This window comes from Daejeonella sp. (assembly GCF_049655485.1).
Taxonomy (GTDB): domain Bacteria; phylum Bacteroidota; class Bacteroidia; order Sphingobacteriales; family Sphingobacteriaceae; genus Daejeonella.
Genome location: NZ_JBASJU010000277.1, coordinates 1 through 19,120, shown reverse-complemented (window position 1 = coordinate 19,120; position 19,120 = coordinate 1). Strand labels below are relative to the sequence as shown.

General features: G+C 41.4%; 16 protein-coding genes and 1 pseudogene. 4 read left to right on the top strand and 13 right to left on the bottom strand.

Annotated features, from left to right (window positions below; genetic code table 11):
* The 3 genes and pseudogenes from WBJ10_RS11910 to WBJ10_RS11900 all read right to left on the bottom strand — a co-directional run.
* Positions 1-345, bottom strand: a pseudogene (locus tag WBJ10_RS11910) (hypothetical protein); the annotation flags it as partial.
* A 60-nt stretch (positions 346-405) separates the two neighbouring features.
* Complete coding sequence (locus tag WBJ10_RS11905) at positions 406-1,269, bottom strand: CvfB family protein (RefSeq protein WP_424290576.1); 864 nt, start codon at positions 1,267-1,269, stop codon at positions 406-408.
* 133 nt (positions 1,270-1,402) lie between these two features.
* Positions 1,403-2,011 (bottom strand): superoxide dismutase family protein, encoded by a 609-nt coding sequence (locus WBJ10_RS11900; RefSeq protein WP_424290574.1) that lies wholly within the window; start codon positions 2,009-2,011, stop codon positions 1,403-1,405.
* A 173-nt stretch (positions 2,012-2,184) separates the two neighbouring features.
* Here WBJ10_RS11900 and WBJ10_RS11895 point away from each other — a divergent pair, with 173 nt between their 5' ends.
* Positions 2,185-4,377, top strand: a complete 2,193-nt coding sequence (locus WBJ10_RS11895; protein WP_424290572.1) for a B12-binding domain-containing radical SAM protein — start codon at positions 2,185-2,187, stop codon at positions 4,375-4,377.
* A gap of 149 nt (positions 4,378-4,526) precedes the next feature.
* On the opposite strand, the gene WBJ10_RS11890 is transcribed toward WBJ10_RS11895, so the two are convergent.
* From WBJ10_RS11890 to mmsA, 3 genes are all read right to left on the bottom strand, one after another.
* On the bottom strand, positions 4,527-6,080 hold the full coding sequence (locus WBJ10_RS11890; protein ID WP_424290570.1) for a M20/M25/M40 family metallo-hydrolase: 1,554 nt from the start codon (positions 6,078-6,080) through the stop codon (positions 4,527-4,529).
* 98 nt (positions 6,081-6,178) lie between these two features.
* Complete coding sequence (locus WBJ10_RS11885) at positions 6,179-7,525, bottom strand: aminotransferase class III-fold pyridoxal phosphate-dependent enzyme (RefSeq protein ID WP_424290568.1); 1,347 nt, start codon at positions 7,523-7,525, stop codon at positions 6,179-6,181.
* A gap of 61 nt (positions 7,526-7,586) precedes the next feature.
* A complete protein-coding gene (gene mmsA / locus WBJ10_RS11880) occupies positions 7,587-9,044 on the bottom strand; it encodes a CoA-acylating methylmalonate-semialdehyde dehydrogenase (protein WP_424290566.1) in 1,458 nt (485 codons plus the stop codon).
* A 260-nt stretch (positions 9,045-9,304) separates the two neighbouring features.
* Between mmsA and WBJ10_RS11875 the strand changes: the two genes are divergently transcribed.
* Positions 9,305-10,243 carry a PorP/SprF family type IX secretion system membrane protein gene (locus WBJ10_RS11875; RefSeq protein ID WP_424290564.1) on the top strand — a complete coding sequence of 313 codons (939 nt, stop codon included), beginning with the start codon at positions 9,305-9,307 and terminating at the stop codon, positions 10,241-10,243.
* Here the strand turns inward: WBJ10_RS11875 and WBJ10_RS11870 are convergent, their stop codons facing one another.
* The 6 genes from WBJ10_RS11870 to dcd all read right to left on the bottom strand — a co-directional run bounded on the left by WBJ10_RS11870 (position 10,244) and on the right by dcd (position 15,979).
* Positions 10,244-10,525, bottom strand: coding sequence for an ATP-dependent Clp protease adaptor ClpS (locus WBJ10_RS11870; RefSeq protein ID WP_424290562.1), 282 nt, complete (start codon positions 10,523-10,525; stop codon positions 10,244-10,246).
* 54 nt (positions 10,526-10,579) lie between these two features.
* A complete protein-coding gene (locus WBJ10_RS11865) occupies positions 10,580-10,969 on the bottom strand; it encodes a RidA family protein (protein ID WP_424290560.1) in 390 nt (129 codons plus the stop codon).
* A 7-nt stretch (positions 10,970-10,976) separates the two neighbouring features.
* Positions 10,977-11,852, bottom strand: coding sequence for an SDR family oxidoreductase (locus tag WBJ10_RS11860; RefSeq protein ID WP_424290558.1), 876 nt, complete (start codon positions 11,850-11,852; stop codon positions 10,977-10,979).
* Positions 11,852-12,619, bottom strand: a complete 768-nt coding sequence (locus WBJ10_RS11855; protein WP_424290556.1) for an enoyl-CoA hydratase/isomerase family protein — start codon at positions 12,617-12,619, stop codon at positions 11,852-11,854. Before WBJ10_RS11855 ends, WBJ10_RS11860 begins: the two co-directional genes overlap by 1 nt.
* Complete coding sequence (locus tag WBJ10_RS11850) at positions 12,616-15,333, bottom strand: TonB-dependent receptor plug domain-containing protein (RefSeq protein WP_424290554.1); 2,718 nt, start codon at positions 15,331-15,333, stop codon at positions 12,616-12,618. Before WBJ10_RS11850 ends, WBJ10_RS11855 begins: the two co-directional genes overlap by 4 nt.
* 109 nt (positions 15,334-15,442) lie before the next feature.
* On the bottom strand, positions 15,443-15,979 hold the full coding sequence (dcd, locus tag WBJ10_RS11845) for a dCTP deaminase (protein ID WP_424290552.1): 537 nt from the start codon (positions 15,977-15,979) through the stop codon (positions 15,443-15,445).
* 70 nt (positions 15,980-16,049) lie between these two features.
* Between dcd and WBJ10_RS11840 the strand changes: the two genes are divergently transcribed.
* A complete protein-coding gene (locus tag WBJ10_RS11840) occupies positions 16,050-16,697 on the top strand; it encodes a 4'-phosphopantetheinyl transferase family protein (RefSeq protein ID WP_424290550.1) in 648 nt (215 codons plus the stop codon).
* Positions 16,684-17,388 carry a lipoyl(octanoyl) transferase LipB gene (lipB, locus tag WBJ10_RS11835; RefSeq protein ID WP_424290548.1) on the top strand — a complete coding sequence of 235 codons (705 nt, stop codon included), beginning with the start codon at positions 16,684-16,686 and terminating at the stop codon, positions 17,386-17,388. Before WBJ10_RS11840 ends, lipB begins: the two co-directional genes overlap by 14 nt.
* A gap of 160 nt (positions 17,389-17,548) precedes the next feature.
* On the opposite strand, the gene groL is transcribed toward lipB, so the two are convergent.
* Positions 17,549-19,120 (bottom strand): chaperonin GroEL (gene groL, locus WBJ10_RS11830; RefSeq protein WP_424290546.1); only part of this gene is annotated, 1,572 nt, incomplete at its 5' end.

The following is a 19,120-nucleotide window of genomic DNA, read 5'->3' as shown; positions in this document are numbered from 1 at the left end:
TACTTCTTCATCCCTTATGTCTATAGATTCCTTTGCAGTTTTTCCGGAAAACCTGAGATCCCGTCCGCGTTTCATAAATGGTTCAAGGTCCTTGTGATAACTTGCAACGCTTAAACCTGGAAGTTTTGGATCGTCTGCGATACAAATCATTTCATTCGATCCTTTTCTGAGTTGTACCAGTTTGCCGTTTTCATTGTAACCTAAAACTGTTGCATTCTCACGTTTATCAACAGGCGCTGCTAATACCGCAGTTTTAATCTGAATTTCAGCTGATGGGATGTCGCTTTGCGCGAAAATGGAATGTCCGGTAAATAACAATCCGAATAAGATGAGAGTCTTTTTCATAGGAGTGAAATGAGGAGAACTTTAATTAAATTAAGTCTTTTTGCTATCAATAACAAATTATTAATCAGCCATTTCGTCAATTTCCCTCTTGGGATCAGGAGCGAGTTTCACTGAATCGTCTGAAACGATGACTAAGCGTTCCTTATAGAGGCTCCCAATTGCTTTCTTGAATGCCTTTTTACTAATTTTAAGCTGATTGTAAATATCCTCAGGAGAGCTTTTGTCACCAAGGTTGATAATGCCCCCGTTTTCCCTAAGTTCCAATAGCAAGGTGTCTTTCAGATCGAGAATATGCCTGAAGCCGATAACCTGTAAACTTAGGTCTATCTTATTTTCTTCCCTAATTTTCTTAACGAACCCTCTCCTTACATCACCGGGTTGTAAATCCTCAAAAACTTCATTGTGATAAAGCAAGCCTGCATATTTTTGGTTGATAATTGCGCTGTAGCCCAGGTCGCTTTCATCGAAAATGAGTAAGCTGACTTCATCCCCTTCTTCCAGGTCATGCATATCCTGTTCGATGAAATCAGTAAGTCGCGAAGATGCCGTGATCCGTTCATTTCGTTCATCGGTGTAAAGATATACGACATACTTTTGACCAACTTTCATCGGGCGTTTTTGTTCACGCTCGGGTACGAATACATCTTTTCCGATACCCATATCCATAAATGCGCCCTGTTCATTTAAATCAACAACCTCTAGAAATGCGAATTCACCAACCATGGCGGTTGGAGTTTCAGTCGTTGCCATCAATCTCCCGTCACTATGAATGTATACGAAAACATGTAGATTGTCGCCTGGCTCGGCTTCCTTAGGGGCATAAACGTATGGCAGAATCACCTCTTTCTCACCATCCGTGAGAACCAAACCGGTTTCTGTTTTTTTAACGAACCTAAGTTCATTGAACCTTCCTATCTCTATCATATTTTGTATTGTAAACCAAAGGGGAATTAATGCGCGAAGATACGAAAACCACACGAATTGATTTTCAGCGAGTAGTGGCATAAAAAAATGCCTTTGAATAATCAAAGGCATTTCCTTTACATTAAAAAAAATTTTAGTTTCCTGAGATCACACCACAGCCAATTCTGCTTCCAGCATCGCCGGTCGGTTGGGTTTTATAATCGTCAACCCCGGAATGTACAATGACAGCCCGGCCCAGGACGTTTGTTTTTTCATCTCCGCCGATTGTCCATCTGTTCGATGATACGGTAACAGTCCCCTTACCTTCTGAATCCAACTGAACATTTCCGATATCTCCGGAATGATAAGCCGCGGAACCCCATTTTCCATGAGCTTCATTGGTAGGATTCCAGTGGCCGTGAGCCCCCTTGCCTGCGTCGCCACAATCACCATGTTCATGCAGGTGAACTGCTACAGACTTATTGGCCATTTTTGGGAAATCGACGTTAAGACTCAATTCTATTGTGCCATCATCTCTTTTAGTAAACTCAGCCCTTCCACTTCCAGCAGTGTCTGTTTTAGTTGAGGCAATGTCAGCATGAGCTTTATCAGCCATGCCGGTCATGCTCCCCGCTGTGTCCATCGCCATGCTATCAGCATGCATCGCAGAATCATGACTAGTATCAGTTGTGTTTGTATTCGTGCAGGCGGCCGTTACTGCCAGAAATAGTGGCAAGGTTAACCAAAGTGATGTTTTTTTCATAATCAAGGTTTTATTGTTTTTTCACAATTTAACAATTGAATTCGAATAAGGTTTTGAAAAGTGGAGCGTTGTTGCGATTTTGACGTATATCCTAAATCGAATAGCTAAAAAATAAATCGCGAACGTTATCCAGATAATAAGGATATTTTTGTAAACATACAAATTTGACCGATTTGGCAAAAATATTATTAATTACACCGCCCTTCACTCAGTTAAATACACCGTACCCTGCCACGGCGTATTTGAAGGGTTTCCTTAATACTATAAACGTTCCCTCATTTCAAGCAGATCTTGGAATTGAAGTGATCCTTAAACTTTTTTCCAAAAAGGGTCTTTCCGACGTGTTTAATGAAATAAAATCAGATTGCAAATTTTCCGACAACGCAAAACGCATAATTGCTTTGAAAGGGAATTATATTCAGACTATTGACGGAGTTATTTCTTTCCTTCAAGGTAGAAATCCAACACTGGCCCATTTGATTTGTTTGGAGAACTTCCTTCCAGAGGCTTCCAGATTTAAACAAACCGAGGACCTTGACTGGGCTTTTGGAACCATGGGAACGCAGGATAAAGCAAAGCACCTGGCTACACTCTATCTGGAGGATATTTCGGATCTAATAGTTGAGTGCCTTGACCCAAATTTCGGATTTAGCAGGTATGCCGAACGCCTTGGAAGGTCGGCATCAAGTTTTAATGAGATTTACGATTCCCTCCATGAGAAAAACACATATGTTGACAATCTGCTGTTAGAAGTACTGGCTGAAAAGATGCATCAGGTAAGTCCCGAGCTGGTTTTATTTTCGGTCCCATTCCCAGGGAACCTTTACTCTGCTTTTCGCTCGGCCCAATGGATTAGGGAGAATTTTCCGGATGTTAAACTCGCGATGGGGGGCGGATTTCCAAATACTGAACTTCGCTCAATTTCTGACCCGAGGGTATTTGAATTCTTTGACTTTATATGCCTTGATGATGGTGAAGCTCCTGTTGAGAATCTTATAGAACTGATGGACGGGAGACGGACTGTGAGCGAACTTAAGCGGACATTTATACTTGACAATGGTATAGTTAGATATTGTAATGCTAGCCTTTCAAAGGATTATAAGCAATTTGAGGTAGGTACTCCGGATTATTCCGATTTACTCCTGGATGAATATATTTCGGTTATTGAAATTGTAAATCCGATGCATCGGATGTGGAGTGACGGGCGATGGAACAAACTTACGATGGCCCATGGCTGTTATTGGGGTAAATGTACATTTTGCGATATTTCGCTCGACTACATCAAATTGTACGAACCTATTGCCGCCGGATTATTGTGCGACAGGATGGAGGAAATTATTCTACAAACGGGACAGAATGGATTTCATTTTGTTGACGAAGCTGCTCCACCCGCTTTAATGCGCTCCCTGGCGCTGGAAATTTTAAGGAGGAAAATTACCGTAACATGGTGGACCAACATCCGTTTTGAGAAAAGTTTTACGAAAGATCTTTGTTTGTTATTAAAAGCTTCGGGGTGCATCGCTATTTCGGGGGGGCTTGAGGTTGCTTCAGACAGGTTATTGGAGCTAATTCAAAAAGGAGTTACCGTAGAACAGGTAGCAAAGGTAGCACATAATTTTACTGAGGCAGGCATAATGGTTCATGCCTATTTGATGTATGGATTCCCGACCCAGACAGCTCAGGAAACCATTGATTCGCTGGAGATGGTACGACAAATGTTTGAGGCCGGGGTTCTGCAGTCGGGGTTCTGGCACCAGTTTGCGATGACAGCTCACAGTCCTGTTGGACTGTACCCCGAAAAATTTAACGTGTCGAAAGAAAACCCTGCACTTGGTACTTTTGCAAACAATGACATTGTTCATATTGATAAAGCCGGCACCAACCATGAGTTGTTCAGTTACGGTTTAAAGAAGTCGCTTTTCAATTACATGCACGGAATATGTTTTGAGCATCCTTTACAATACTGGTTCGAACACAAGGTTCCGCGTACCAGAGTCGCCGCTGGATTTATTGAAAATGCCATTACTCATGATGAGGCTTTTTTTGTAAAACCAGAGGCAAAGCTTGTCTGGCTGGGATCGAATCCGATAATCACCTCTTTTGAAAAGGAGAAGAAAGGAAAGCGGTGGGAAATGGCCGAATTTAAATTTTTCGACAAGAAATCGGAGTTTAGTATACAGGTTGATAAAATGCATTCCAACTGGCTTAGTCAGTTTCTTGATGACATCAACCTGGAAAAGCCGGTTCGGTTAAGCTTTCAGAAAGTGAAAATTGATTTCGAGAATACGATGGGACAGGATTTCGAACCTTTTTGGTACGGAAAGGCGATGAACACTTTACGCCAGTCGGGTTTATTGGTATTATAAATAAATAATTCTCTTATCTGGGACATAGCTTCAAAATCGAAAAAATCGTTGGCCACAACAGAGGAATTGCGTGATTAGGGAATTAATAAAAGAAGCGTAATCATACGATTACGCTTCTTGTCTTTTTATTGGAATAAAAAAGAGTTGTTTTAATTTACTCCGCCTTTACGTGTAGGCGCGCGTTCTACCGGCCATTCGGAAGGTCGGCCTGTTCTTGGATTTACAGGTAATACACTCTTTTCGCGTGAAGCTTTGGCTGGATCTTCACTCGCCATATAAACCAGAATCGCTGTTAAGATAGCATTGTTCTGTACGTCATCAAATACGATTTTATCATAAGTATCCCGGTTAGTGTGCCAGGTATAGTTCCCGTAAGACCATCCTAAAGAACTTAGAGAAAATGCTGGTACTCCTGCTGCAACAAATGAAGCATAATCGGAACCCCCACCACCCGGTGAGCCAGGGAAGCTGGTTTCGATTTGAGATTTTATTTCTGTCGGAACCGGATTTAACCAACGGCCCAAATAATCATAAGCATTTAAAAATCCCTGTCCCGAAAGGCTTACAACTCTTCCCGTTCCGTTATCCTGGTTAAAAAGAGCCTGGATATTTTTTACAATTTCAGGGTTATCTTTTACGAACGCTCTGGAACCATTTAAACCTTGTTCTTCACTTCCCCAATGTCCAACCAAAATAGTTCGTTTTGGATTAGGATAGACTTTCTTTAAGATTCTCATTGCTTCAAGCATAGTAATGGTGCCCGTCGCATTATCAGTTGCTCCTGTACCACCATCCCATGAATCAAAATGTGCTGATAACATCACATATTCCTCTGGCTTTTCAGTACCGCGTATCTCGGCAATAGTATTAAATGTTGGAACAAGTCCCAGTTCTTTTGAATCAGCTCTTACGCTTATTTTAGGGTTGACCCCAGAGTCAGTAAGACGAAAAAGCATTCCATAATCCTCCAAAGAAAGATCAACTGTAGGAATTTTAGTTGTATTGGCACTAAAAATTTTATTGACACCAAAACCGGCAGACCAGCTTGATGCTACAATCCCAGCTGCTCCGGCTTTTTCAAGTGCAAGAGCAAGGCTTCTTGGATTCAAACCAGTATTAGTCATGCGAGTTCTCCAGGCCACTGATTGTGCAGTGCGTTCTGCCTTCATTTTCTCGAACGATTCTTTTGTTGCAAATTCATCCCAGTTATAATCGGGACGGCCAGTTGGCTGGTTCATCGAAATTAAAACGAATTTTCCTTTAACGGATGGAAGCCAGTTTTCGAAGGCAGCAGAATCAGATGCATTTCCTAGTATAATAGTTTCCGCAGTAACTGTTTTGCCGTTTGTTGATGGGCTCCATGCGAGTTGCATACCTTCCAGGGATTTTACACGCGGATGAACCATATCGATATGAGAAACACCTCTTTCCCATCCCCGCCACTCTCCCCATTTCTCGTTTTTTGCATTTATACCCCAGCTTTGATATTTGGCAACTGCCCAATCGTGAGCCTGTTTCATCTGTGGCGTACCAACTAATCTTGGTCCGATGCCATCAGTAAGCTCGTGAGCAAGTTTTTTTAGCTGAGAGTTTTGAGTCGCTTCCTTTATAATATTTACAACGATAGGGTCTTTAGACTGTGCAAATGTTAGACTAGTGGAAAATAATAGGGAGATGGATAATAATCTTATGGATTGCTTCATGAATAAATAGTTAAAGTTTATAATGGTTAAAACAAATATATTAAAATGTCAGTAGGGAAATGTTTAACCGGATTTTTTCTTCATTGTCATTTGTAATTTCACTTTAACGACTCATCTGCAATTTTTAATGCTTCGGATATGATAGCAATTCCGTAATCAATTTCCTTCTTGCTTACAATTAGGGGAGGCGCGATAAATATGTAGTTCCATCTTACGAAAGTATACATACCCAATTCCTTGATCCGTGCTGCAACCTTATTCATCACTTCCATCTGTTCCGGCTTTGCATTGAAAGGGGCCATTGGCTCTTTTGTGCTCCTATCTTTCACCAGTTCCAAACATCCCAAAAGCCCTGTATTTCTCCAATCCCCTATACTTGGGTGGTGTGATTTCAAAATCTCTATTTGCTGGTCTAAATAGCGTCCCATCTTTGCGGCATTTTCAATCAGGTTGTCATCCTCGTAGATATGTAAAGTTGCCAACGCGGCTGCACAGCTTACCGGATGTGCTGAATAGGTAAGTCCGAGCGGTAGTACGGCTTCATCATACTTTGCGGAAATTTTATCCGAAAGCATTAAGCATCCGAATGGAAGGTAGCCACAAGTAATTCCTTTAGCCATGACAATCATGTCGGGTATTATATCATGATTTTGGAACCCAAACCACTGGCCTGTTCTCCCGAAACCGCTCATGACTTCATCTGCAATTAAAAGGATCCCATATTCATCGCAAATATTTCTTATTTCCTTCAGATAGCCCTTAGGATATTTCAGACAACCGGACGATCCGGATTCACCTTCCAGCAGGATGGCCGCGATACTGCCGGATCCTTCAAATGCAATTACGCGTTTTAATTGATTTACAGACTCTTTAAGCAGATTTTCTTCTCCATATTCCCAGCGGTACCCATCAGGAATATCAAAATGGACAAAGTTGGGCGCCTGCTGCGAGTCCACAATAAGTTTGCGTGGATCACCGCCCGCCGACATTGCTCCATAACTTGAACCATGGTATGATTGATACCGCGTCAGTATTTTATGTCTACCTGTATGTAGTCTTGCAACTTTGATCGCATTTTCTATGGAACTTGCCCCGCAGAGCGTGAAAAATGCTTTGTTAAGATCACCGGGGCATATTTCCGCGAGCTTTTTACCCAAAGCGCCCCGCACCTCGGTTACGCAAGATGGGGTGATGTAGCTGACTTGCTGCATTTGTTTAACAACGGCATCTGTAATCCTCTGATCGCCATGCCCGATATTAACATTCATTAATCCAGAGGAAAAATCTATGTATTTTTTATCATCATGATCATAGAGGTATAATCCCTTTCCATATTTGACCGCAATCGGATCTATTCCTTTTTGTATACTCCATGAAAATAGGGTATAATCCAGGTTATCCTGAATAATCTCCTTTGCCCGACTACTGTTTATAACTTCTGACATATAAATTCTTTTATTCAATTTTTTCAAGATGAACAAAATTGTCACCTCTACATTCAATGGTTTAGCTCATCCAGTTCACCCCTGCCTGTGGGTTCCACTTCGTCGTGGTTTTTTTAAGCTTAGTCCAGAATTCTATGGAACTTTTACCCGTGATGTCACCCACACCAAATCGGCTTTCATTCCAGCCACCAAAAGAAAACGGTTCGCGGGGTACGGGCACTCCAACATTAACCCCAACCATACCTGCATTTGCATGTTCGATAACATAACGAGCTGCAGCGCCATTTTGGGTAAACACGGATGCCGCATTTCCGTATGGATTATTGTTTTCAATCGCCAGCGCTTCGTCAAGCGTTTTTGTACGCATAATGCTAATTACCGGCCCAAAAACTTCCTCCTTGGCTACTGACATATCAGGTGTGACAAAATCTATGATGGTGGCGCCAATATAGGTACCGTTTTCCTTGCCGCTGACGGTGGTGTTCCGGCCATCCACCAGGATTTTTGCACCCATTTTCTCTGCCTCGTTAATATATTCTTCAATGCGGTTTTTTGATTCCTTATCGATTACTGCACCGAGATTTCCTCCCGGAATCATTTTTCTCGCTTCAACACAAAGTCTATCAATAATATGGTCGACATCACCGATAGCTACCATTGCCGATGCGGCCATACACCTTTGCCCTGCACAACCGCTCATAGATGCGGTAATGTTTTTAGCCGTCATTTCCGGGATGGCATCAGGGAGAACCAATAAATGATTTTTGGCGCCGCCCAAGGCCAGACATCGCTTATAATTCTGTGTAGCTCTCCTATAGACTATTTTGGCAACTTTAGTTGAACCGACGAAAGTTACTGCTTCTATATTTGGATGATCGCAAATTGCATCGACAATCTTATTATTTCCATGAATTACAGATAAAACCCCCTCAGGCAGTCCTGCCTCACTTAAAAGTTCGGCAATTCGGCCAATGCTAAGAGGGACTTTTTCAGATGGTTTTATAATCATACAATTTCCTAACGCAATTGCATTGGGGATGGTCCAGCATGGCACCATGCTCGGAAAATTAAAAGGCACAATTGATGCAACAACACCAAGCGGCACGTGTTCAGTCCTGCATTCAATTCCCTTACTTACATCCAGCAGCTCTCCCGTGATCAATTGAGGAAGAGAACAGGCAAATTCGGTGAGTTCAATGGACTTTTCTATTTCTGCAAGGCCTTCTTCCGGTGTTTTTCCATTTTCCTCTGAAATTAGATTGGCCAGCTCATTTTTGTTTTTTTCTAATAGCGACTTAAACCGGAAAAACACCTGTACGCGGTCTTTTATTGGGGTTTTACTCCAGGTTTTAAAGGCCTCAGCTGCAACAATAACTGCTTTTTCGAGATCGCTTGGCTCGGACATCGGTACTGTTGAAAGGTGGGAACCATCTATAGGTGAGATTACATTCAGACTTTCTTCTGATATGCTATCAACAAACTTTCCTTGGATAAAATTTTTTATTGGGGGGTATTTCATATTTGCAATTGATGTCTTATCATTTCCCTCCAGGGATGAAGAGTAATGAATTTACTAAAACATTTTAATTAAATGGTTTTTGGCTTAAGCATAGGATCCTTCTGCCTCTCCAACAAATTAAGCCAAATTATCTGACATTGAATTGCAGGTCGCTATGTGCTTTTACGTAACCATTTTAAATATCTCTCGTATACTATGAACACTTGCGTTAATTACTTAAAAATCAGCCTGGTTCATTAATTCAAAAAACATCAGCGGCAATGCAAATTACTTCTAAACGTATAATTTTTCTGTGGTTTGCCTTTATACTCCTTAACGTAGGAGTAGGGTCTGCAAATGCGCAGCAGAAGGCGATGTTTACTCAGTATATGTTTAATGGCCTGGCTATAAACCCGGCTTACTCTGCAATTGACGAATCACTAAACATTACTGCTCTCGCCCGCCAGCAATGGGTGGGGTTTACGGGCGCACCAAATACTCAGACACTTTCCATTCACAGTCCTATAAAGTCTTCAAATACCTCTATGGGTGTAATTTTAATGCGTGATCAAATAGGGGAGGTTATCAGTGAAAATGGGGCATTTGCAACTCTTGCACACCGAGTTCAGATTGCAGATGGAACTTTTTTGTCTTTGGGAGTCAATGGAGGGATAAGTTCATATATTGGAGAGTACAGCTTAACAGGCAGTACAACTGCATCTACCGATCCGGTGTTTAGTGATCAGAATTCAAAGCGCGGCAATTTCGGCGCAGGACTGATGTTGTTTTCGGATAAGTTTTATGCAGGTATTTCCTCACCCTTCTTTTATTATCGTGACATTGGTGGTGGCTCATCATCCCAAACTGCATATAAACCCCACTATCTTATGCAAGGTGGATATCTAGTCAGCCTGGGCCCTGATGTGAAGTTTAAGCCAAATGTGCTTGTAAAGTATGTGAGTGGTTCTCCAGTTCAGATTGATGTCAATGCAAATTTCTTACTAAAGGAAACTCTTTGGCTTGGCGGTTCTCTCCGTTCAAAGGACTCCTTCGATATTGTTGCTGAAGTACAGGTTACCCCGAATATTCAGCTCGGCTATTCTTATGATTTTACTACCTCGAAACTGGCAAGAGTGGAGAAAGGTTCACATGAAATTGTACTTAATTTCAGGTTTGCAACCAAGGGGTCACTGAGTAGTTTTGCCCAGTGTTATTTTTAATTACTCAACGCTTACGGTAAGGCCTTCTTGCTGGAGTATTTTTCGATAAACTTCTACCTCGGTATAGGACCCTTCGAGAATAGTGCACTTTCCATCGTTATGTACGGTCCATGCAATGCGTTCCGCCTGTTTATCAGTGTAGTCCAGATACTTTACAAGGCAATGGATAACATGCTCAAAAGTGTTTGTATCATCGTTCCAGAGAATAAGGTGATGACTGACTTTCAATGCTGATAGTACTTCTTCCAGCGTCAAAGTTTCTTCTTGTACCTGTGTTCCCATCTTACAAAAATACAGATTGGATCCCGATTTGGCGATGTTAAAATGAGTTTGCATTCAACTAACTATTGCGGTTACTTCAATTTCGATAAGCAATTCCGGATCTATTAGCCGACGTACTTCAACCATTGACGTATCAGGACGTATATCAGAAAAGAATTCGGAATGAGCTTTGCCGGCTTCTTGCCACATTGAAATGTCGGTAAGGTACATTCTGGTACGTACTACATCTGACATTGATGATCCGAACTCTGTTAAGGTTTTTTCGATCTTACGAAGGATAAAACTGGTCTGCGCATACAGGTCGCCTTTCCCAATGAGAATTTCTCCGTCGAAGGCCGTAGTGCCGGAAACTTCTATATAGTTTCCAATCCGTACCGCCCTGCTATATCCAACGATATCTTCCCATTTAACTCCAGATGATATATTTATTCTTTTCTCTCCCATATCAGGTTTAACTGCCCTTAGCAGAGCGGGTCATTTTTTCGAGCATATCCCACATTTCGGGGGTGACGGCCTCGAGCCCATTAAATTGACCCGCACCTTGCAGCCATTCACCGCCATCGATCGTTATGACTTCACCATTAATATATCCTGAGAAATCAGACATCATAAATGCGGAAAGATTTGCAAGTTCCTGATGATCTCCAACCCGTTTTAAGGGAACCCGGTTTTTGAAATCAAATTTTTGAGCCATATCTCCTGGCAGTAACCTGTCCCATGCACCTTTTGTCGGAAACGGTCCTGGTGCAATAGCATTAGTCCGGATACCGTATTTCCCCCACTCGGCTGCAAGGGAGCGTGTCATAGCAAGAACCCCTCCCTTAGCGCAAGCTGATGGAACCACGTAACCTGAACCGGTAAATGCGTAAGTAGTAACAATATTTAAAATAGTCCCGGGTTGCTTTTGCGTAATCCAATGCTTCCCAAGGGCCAGCGTACAGTTTGCAGTGCCCTTTAAAACAATGTCGATAATGGTAGAAAAAGCGTTTGCAGAAAGGCGCTCAGTTGGCGAAATAAAGTTGCCTGCTGCATTGTTCAGTAAGCCGTCTACCCTCCCGAATGTGTCAATAGTGGCTTTTAGAACTGCTTCAATTTCGTCGGGATTTCTGACATCACATTGTAATGGGAGGACGCTGCCACCTGTCTCAGCCTCCATTTTGGATGCAGCTTCTTTTAACACGTCAAGCTTTCGACTGGTTATGACAACCTTGGCCCCGATTTTAAGGAAGTAGGTGCTCATGGCTCGCCCTAACCCGGTGCCTCCGCCAGTAACAATTATAGTTTTTCCGGCTAAAGCATCTTCTCTTAACATTGGTTGGTTGTACATCAGGAGGTTTTTTGCTGAAGGTTTTGAATTATTGTTTTTAAGATGGAACGCGTACTCGGCGACCACCACTGTTTGAGCATAATTTCCAGCATTTCAGATTGATCAACACCGATTTTTGAAAGTAGCTCTGCCCGCAAGTTAACCTTGCTTTGCTGCCATGTTGTCGGCTCCATTTGAATATATTTTCGAATTTGACGATCCGCGGCATGTAAAATACTTTCTGGTGAAACCAGGTCGTCCACAAGGCCTGATTCTAATGCCTCACCCGTATTCATCAATTTGCCTTCCAATAAATATCTATAGGCTTTCGCGTTGCCAAGCCAAAACGAATAGAGGTGAAAAATACTTTGCGGTACAATTATACCCACCGGTACCTCGTTAAGGCCAATTATGTATTTTCCTTCCGACATTATTCGATAATCGCTGCAAAGAGCAAGTACGCAACCTCCTGCCGGACTATGACCACTAATAGCAGCCACCATTGGCTTTTTAAAGACGGCCATAATCTCTACCAGATTCAGAAAATCGATCCAAAATGCTCTTATCTCCGATTCACCATAATTGAACAACTCTATCAGATCCAGACCTGCTGAGAAGAAGCCTTCCTTGCCTGTGATAATAACTCCCGCTATATTATCATCTTTTTCAATATTTTGTATCATTTGAGAGAGTTCAGATACCATTTCAGCATTTATTGCATTCGAACGTCCTCTGTCGAGCTGTAACACCGCGACTTTATCTTTAATATTTACTTTGATTGTATTCATCTGCCTATGACGCTGTATCTGAAAATTTGTCTTCCTATTTTACCGTTTATATCTACTCCTTCGATGGTGGCTTTATAAGTGCCGATTCCATCACCATTGTAAAACTCAACGCTCGCTTTACCCATGGAGTCGGTAACAATACTTGGGTTCCAATAAATTGTCGTTCTTAGATCTGCCATTTTAGGATTAATTTTGGGATCTGTATAATCCGGAGAATAGAACTCGCGCCCCTTATAAAACCCTTTTGGGTTATAGCTGATAATGCCTGGAGCATAATTTCTGTAATCATTATTTATTTCGCCACGTTTTGTGTTTATCACCAGAACACCGCCGCCGCCTCGCATCCCATAAATTGCGGTATTGGCGCCACTTCTCAAAACTTCGATGCTTTCTACGTCGATCGGATTGATGGATGAAATAAAATCCGGTTCAACCATCATCCCATCTATAACAATCTGCATCGGTACAGGCCCCCGAAAGGAGGAGTACATGCTTCTGGTAGAATAAACAATTCCGTTGCTGACGATTATTCCTGCAACTCTGCCCTGAAGACACTGGATTAGGAACGTGCAGTTTTGTAAATCCTCACTCTTTATAATAGCATCTGCATTTCCAGCCCCGTTTAAATTTGATGAATTTTTTAGAACTGGTTTTCGTTCGGTAACTTTAACTTCAGACAATAAAATACTCCTCCCGATTACCCCATAACGACGTAATTCATCAAATTGATTTTTGCTATTTTGAAGATAAGGGAGTATAGATCGGTTAACATTAATTTCCAGCATTGCCTCATTCTTGTTCTTAGTTACAAGTTGGGCTGGAATTCTGTAGAGCTCGATATCGACATTCCGGCGATCTTTTTCATTTCTCGCCTGAATAATAAATTTGGTGCTGTCGCTAAAGGTCAGGTTCTCAAAGGTAAATTCACCCTTTGCATTTGTTAGCGTATCCATCAGAAAAACATCTCCTGCCGAAGAGAATAAGGTCACTTTTCCACCAATTACTGGTTTACCATTAGAAGCTTTGACTTGTCCGCTAACTTGCATATCAGTTTCAGGCTGAAAAGCAAGATTGGGAAAAGTGTTTGAAAGAATATTTTTCCATTCAAACCTGCGCCATCCCTGAGTTAATAATAATATGTCTAATTGCCGGACTTTAGCCTCATTGATGTCGGTAAAATAATAGTTTGGTTCTTCGATAAATCCCTTTAAATCGGAACTAAGTAATAAATTCGAAATAATTGTTGTTTCTGATGCTTCTTTCGACGGAACCTTCGATTCGTCTATTACTGAAAGGGAAAAACTACCAATGATAGGTGCTCCCTTCGAATTTTGAGCATCCAGTATTATTTTTACCTTCTCGCGTTTTTCATACTCTTTTTTGGCTGTACTGATGTCTAACTTCAATTGGTCGGAATGATTTATAAACACTAATCGCTCCGCTACAGGTTCATTTGCGGGGGAGAAAACGGTTAATTGCAAAATCCCCGTAGGGAAGCGGCTTTTGGGAATCTTGGCGGTGAATGACTGCCCGTCGAGTTTGTTTTTGGCAATAAAATTTACCTGACCGTTAGTTTGAGCTATCAAGGTAAACTTGGCGTCAGTCTGAACATTTTCCGAAGTCATTATAGTGACGCTCAGGTTTTCCGCATCATTATTATTTACGCTCATAACATATCCCCTGGGGAGTACTCGCGGTAATGGAAAAGTCCGTTGAGACCCGTCTTCAAACTTTATATGTGCTGTATAGGTTTCATCTGGTAACGGATGCATTCGGAAATTACCCATGCCAGCATGCTCTGACTCAAATTCTACGAGTTTAGTGTTGCTCTTATCTGTAATATAACCCGACACTTTCATACCAAGTCCATCGGCTCCCACAGCTTTAAACGCTACTTTTGAACGAATTCCGCTTACAAGCTCTCCGCTTTCAGGGAAAAATTTCACCTCTACCTCATTGGATGTTGATTTAATCGGGAAACTCTTAGATACGACTGATTTTTCGTCGAGCCGGATATTAGTGAGTAACTTGCCTGATTTCAAGATGAATGGCTGGTTGTTCACGAATGTGATCTGTACGTTACCTTTTGAATCTGTAACGGCTTTACCTTTTGCAATATCCCTGAAATCGAGGTTGATATTATAATTTACCTCTTTATTAACCAGCGGATTTCCATCCAGATCAGTATACTGAACATCAGCAATTACTTTTTCTGAATTCCCGATTTTACTAAAAGAATAATTGACGTTGGTTAGCACATTATTCGCTATCGAATTTCCAACAGTAAAGGTTTTATCAAAAAAATACTCTTCACCAAAATTTCGCATCCAGGTGGTGTAGGCGCGAATACGATAATTTCCTTCCTTTAATGAATCCGTTAGGGTAAAATCTCCCCAGGTCAGGCCAAGTGAAACCGGCAGTTTAAGTGACTGTTTTACCGAGTCTTTATCGTTTATCAATTCAACATATAGAATTTTACTAAGTGCCGAAAGCTCATTCTCTTCAGCGTTTACAATATAGGCTTTGAACCAGATGTTATCTCCAATAGCATAATATGGTTTATCCATGTGGAGGTGAACTTTTTCCTGTGGATATCCGGCACGGTACTTTTCTATCTGAGCAATTATTTTTTTTAGAGGCTCATCCTCCTGAATAAAACCAAAAGTGAGGACTATAATTATTAGCGTGAAGAATATTAGCAGGAGCCTTTTCATTGGATTAATTTTAAACAGGTTCCAGAACCCGCATTAAAAGAGAATACCTCAATTTACGAAAAAATTGAGGTATTAGGTATGGCCTAGCGTCTTTTTTACGAAGCTTCCATTAAAAAGAGTTCTTCCACATCATGCTTTCTACCGGTTTGGTAGTCTTGTTATTATATTTAGCATTTCCTTTCGTATTGTACATTGTCTCCACTTCGCCCTCGACAACAAAATATATTAACTGCCCAATCGGCATACCTGCATAAATCTTAACCGGTTGGGCACAAGATATTTCCAGAGTCCAGGTGTTGCAGAATCCCACATCGCCCTTGCCGGCCGTAGCATGTATATCAATTCCAAGTCTTCCTGTACTGGATTTGCCTTCCAGAAAAGGGACGTGTTTATGTGTTTCAGTGTATTCTAAAGTTACTCCAAGATAAAGAGTGTTAGGTTGAAGTACGAAACCATCTTTTGGTATTTCAAAATGATCGATCTCGTTATGGGCTTTCGCGTCAAGGACCCTGTTTCTATAGGTAGCAAGATACTTTCCCAAATGTACATCATAGGAGTTGGTTCCGAGACAGTCTTTTTTAAAGGGTTCTATAATTATATTTCCTTTATCAATTTCTTCCAGGATTAGTTTGTCGGAAAGTATCATAAATAAGCGTAAGATTTGGCCTAAATTATGATTAATTTGAGATAGTTTTGCAGGTATTCTATTTTTTCAAATGTCGCTCGTTTATCATAAAGAATTAGGCCCGTTTACTTCTTTCGCAATCTGGAAGATCGAGGAAAGCGCTGAAGATTTGCTCGCGCAGCTCCAGTTGAAACATCATGAGATTTCCTACCTGGATACGCTAATAAACGGAAAAAGGAACCTTCACTGGCTAAGTACACGAGTCTTGCTCCGAAAGATGATGGACACGGACGAGTACATTGATTGTCAGATCGACTCCAGCGGAAAGCCCTACCTTGCTAATTTTCCGCATTTTATTTCTTTGTCCCATTCTTTTGATTATGCTGCAGTAATGATTAGTAAAAACAGAGCGGTTGGTATCGACATTGAGCTTATTAAGGATAAGATCGAAAGAATCGCACGGAAATTTATGAGAAAGGATGAACTTGATTTTATTTCGCAGGATCGTATTGAGCACTTATATGCGTGTTGGTGCGCCAAGGAGGCAATTTATAAATTGCATGGAAAGAAAAATATCAGTTTTCTTGATCATATCAGAATTAAGCCTTTTAAATACTCTGGAACGGGAACATTCGAAGCAAGTCTCGATACCGGCAACAGTATTAACACATATACTGTTCATTATGACAAGTTTGAAGGGTACATGATTGGTTACGTGGCAGAAGATGGAGAAAAATAAACGGGTTATATTTCAGGACTGGGGAGTGCTTGATTATCAGAAAGCATGGGACGGGCAGGAGGCAATCTTTTCAGCCACGATTGATGCTAAGGTGGCCAACCGGGAAAGTATTTCACCGAGCCCAGTCCCTAATCATCTCATTATTGTTGAACATCCGCACGTATATACGCTTGGCAAAAGCGGGAAACCTGATAATCTATTGCTCGACAAAGATGGACTAATAGAAAAAGATGCAAGTTTTTATAAAATTAATAGGGGCGGGGATATTACCTATCATGGCCCCGGGCAAATAGTCGGGTACCCAATACTTGACCTGGATAATTTTTTTACGGATATCCATCTATACCTCCGCACATTGGAACAAGCTGTTATTGATACGCTTGCGGAATATGGAATTGAAAGTGGACGTTATCCCGGGTACACCGGTGTATGGCTTGACGCCGACAACGAAAAAGCCCGTAAGATATGTGCACTTGGTGTGAGGTGCAGCCGCTGGGTTACCATGCACGGTTTTGCGTTCAACGTGAATACGGATCTCGATTATTTCAAAAATATCGTACCCTGCGGAATTGATGATAAGGACGTCACTTCGATGAAAAGAGAGCTGAAAGGTGAAGTGAATTTGGAAAAAGTTAAAGGTGTTCTGGTAAAGAATATTGTACGCTTGTTTGAGATGCAATTAACACCCTAAGAACTTTATCTATCTTTATTAAGGAAATCGTAGGTGGGAAGTCTGACTTCCGACTTCATATAGGAAGACTATGTTCAGATTGTATGTCGATTGGGAAATGCACCAAAACAAAAAAGGTCCCTTCTGTTAAGAAAGGACCTTTTTTTTGGCTTGAGGGGAATTACATCATTCCGCCCATTCCACCACCGCCCATTGGAGGCATGTGGCCACCACCAGCGTTATCTTCTGGCTCATCGGCAAGTACTACTTCTGTAGTTAATAGCATCGCAGCTATCGAAGCAGCATTTTCCAAAGCTACACGACCTACTTTCGTAGGATCAATAACTCCTGCACCAATTAAGTTTTCGTAAACATCTGTACGTGCGTTGTATCCGAAATCAGCTGTACCTTCTTTCACCTTTTGAACAACGATAGAACCTTCGATACCTGCGTTTTCACAGATCTGACGTAATGGTTCTTCGATCGCTCTTTTGATGATTGCGATACCTGTGTTTTCGTCTTCGTTCGATCCTTTCAGATCAGCTAAAGCTTCAACTGCACGAATGAAGGCTACACCACCACCCGCAACAATACCTTCTTCAACTGCAGCACGAGTTGCATGTAATGCATCGTCAACACGGTCTTTCTTTTCTTTCATCTCAACTTCAGTAGCTGCACCAACATAAAGTACGGCAACACCACCTGAAAGTTTAGCTAAACGCTCTTGTAGCTTTTCTTTATCGTAATCGGAAGTCGTAGTCTCAACTTGAGCTTTGATCTGATTAACACGGGCTTTGATGTCTTCTGACTTGCCAGCACCGTTGATCACGATTGTATTGTCTTTATCAACTACAACCTTCTCAGCAGTTCCTAAGTAAGTAAGATCAGCATTTTCAAGTTTATATCCTCTTTCTTCAGAAATTACAGTACCACCTGTCAAGATAGCGATATCTTCAAGCATAGCTTTACGACGATCACCGAAACCAGGAGCTTTAACAGCAGCAACTTTCAAAGATCCGCGGATCTTGTTAACTACAAGTGTAGCTAGTGCTTCACCATCAAGATCTTCTGCGATGATTAAAAGTGGCTTTCCGGTTTGAACTTGTTTTTCAAGTACAGGAAGAAGTTCTTTCATTGAAGAAATCTTCTTATCGTAAATTAGAATGTAAGGGTTTTCTAACTCAACTTCCATCTTGTCGGCATTCGTAACAAAATATGGAGATAAGTAACCACGGTCAAACTGCATTCCTTCAACTGTTTTCATCTCAGTTTCAGTACCTTTTGCTTCTTCTACAGTGATAACACCATCCTTGCCAACCTTTGCCATTGCATCAGCGATCAAAGTTCCGATTACCTCATCATTATTTGCTGAAATCGAAGCTACTTGTTTGATCTTATTGTTGTCTTCGCCAACAGACTGCGACTGACTTTTAAGATTAGCAACAACTGCAGTAACCGCTTTATCGATGCCACGTTTAAGGTCCATCGGATTAGCTCCGGCAGCAACGTTTTTAATTCCGGCAGTAACAATTGCCTGAGCTAAAACGGTAGCAGTAGTTGTTCCATCACCAGCAATATCTGCTGTTTTCGAAGCAACTTCTTTTACCATTTGAGCACCCATGTTTTCCAGGGCGTCTTTCAATTCAATTTCTTTCGCAACTGTAACACCATCTTTGGTGATTGAAGGAGAACCGAATTTTTTATCAATAATTACGTTACGGCCTTTTGGTCCTAAAGTTACTTTTACAGCATT

Excerpts from the sequence above, each read along its gene's own strand:
- dcd (WP_424290552.1), bottom strand. The coding sequence starts at position 15,979 with ATGATACTTTCCGACAAACTAATCCTGGAAGAAATTGATAAAGGAAAT.
- lipB (WP_424290548.1), top strand. The coding sequence starts at position 16,684 with ATGGAGAAAAATAAACGGGTTATATTTCAGGACTGGGGAGTGCTTGAT.
- mmsA (WP_424290566.1), bottom strand. The coding sequence starts at position 9,044 with ATGAAATACCCCCCAATAAAAAATTTTATCCAAGGAAAGTTTGTTGAT.
- WBJ10_RS11890 (WP_424290570.1), bottom strand. The coding sequence starts at position 6,080 with ATGAAGCAATCCATAAGATTATTATCCATCTCCCTATTATTTTCCACT.
- WBJ10_RS11850 (WP_424290554.1), bottom strand. The coding sequence starts at position 15,333 with ATGAAAAGGCTCCTGCTAATATTCTTCACGCTAATAATTATAGTCCTC.
- WBJ10_RS11905 (WP_424290576.1), bottom strand. The coding sequence starts at position 1,269 with ATGATAGAGATAGGAAGGTTCAATGAACTTAGGTTCGTTAAAAAAACA.
- WBJ10_RS11860 (WP_424290558.1), bottom strand. The coding sequence starts at position 11,852 with ATGTACAACCAACCAATGTTAAGAGAAGATGCTTTAGCCGGAAAAACT.
- WBJ10_RS11875 (WP_424290564.1), top strand. The coding sequence starts at position 9,305 with ATGCAAATTACTTCTAAACGTATAATTTTTCTGTGGTTTGCCTTTATA.
- WBJ10_RS11870 (WP_424290562.1), bottom strand. The coding sequence starts at position 10,525 with ATGGGAACACAGGTACAAGAAGAAACTTTGACGCTGGAAGAAGTACTA.
- WBJ10_RS11855 (WP_424290556.1), bottom strand. The coding sequence starts at position 12,619 with ATGAATACAATCAAAGTAAATATTAAAGATAAAGTCGCGGTGTTACAG.
- WBJ10_RS11900 (WP_424290574.1), bottom strand. The coding sequence starts at position 2,011 with ATGAAAAAAACATCACTTTGGTTAACCTTGCCACTATTTCTGGCAGTA.
- WBJ10_RS11865 (WP_424290560.1), bottom strand. The coding sequence starts at position 10,969 with ATGGGAGAGAAAAGAATAAATATATCATCTGGAGTTAAATGGGAAGAT.
- WBJ10_RS11885 (WP_424290568.1), bottom strand. The coding sequence starts at position 7,525 with ATGTCAGAAGTTATAAACAGTAGTCGGGCAAAGGAGATTATTCAGGAT.
- WBJ10_RS11840 (WP_424290550.1), top strand. The coding sequence starts at position 16,050 with ATGTCGCTCGTTTATCATAAAGAATTAGGCCCGTTTACTTCTTTCGCA.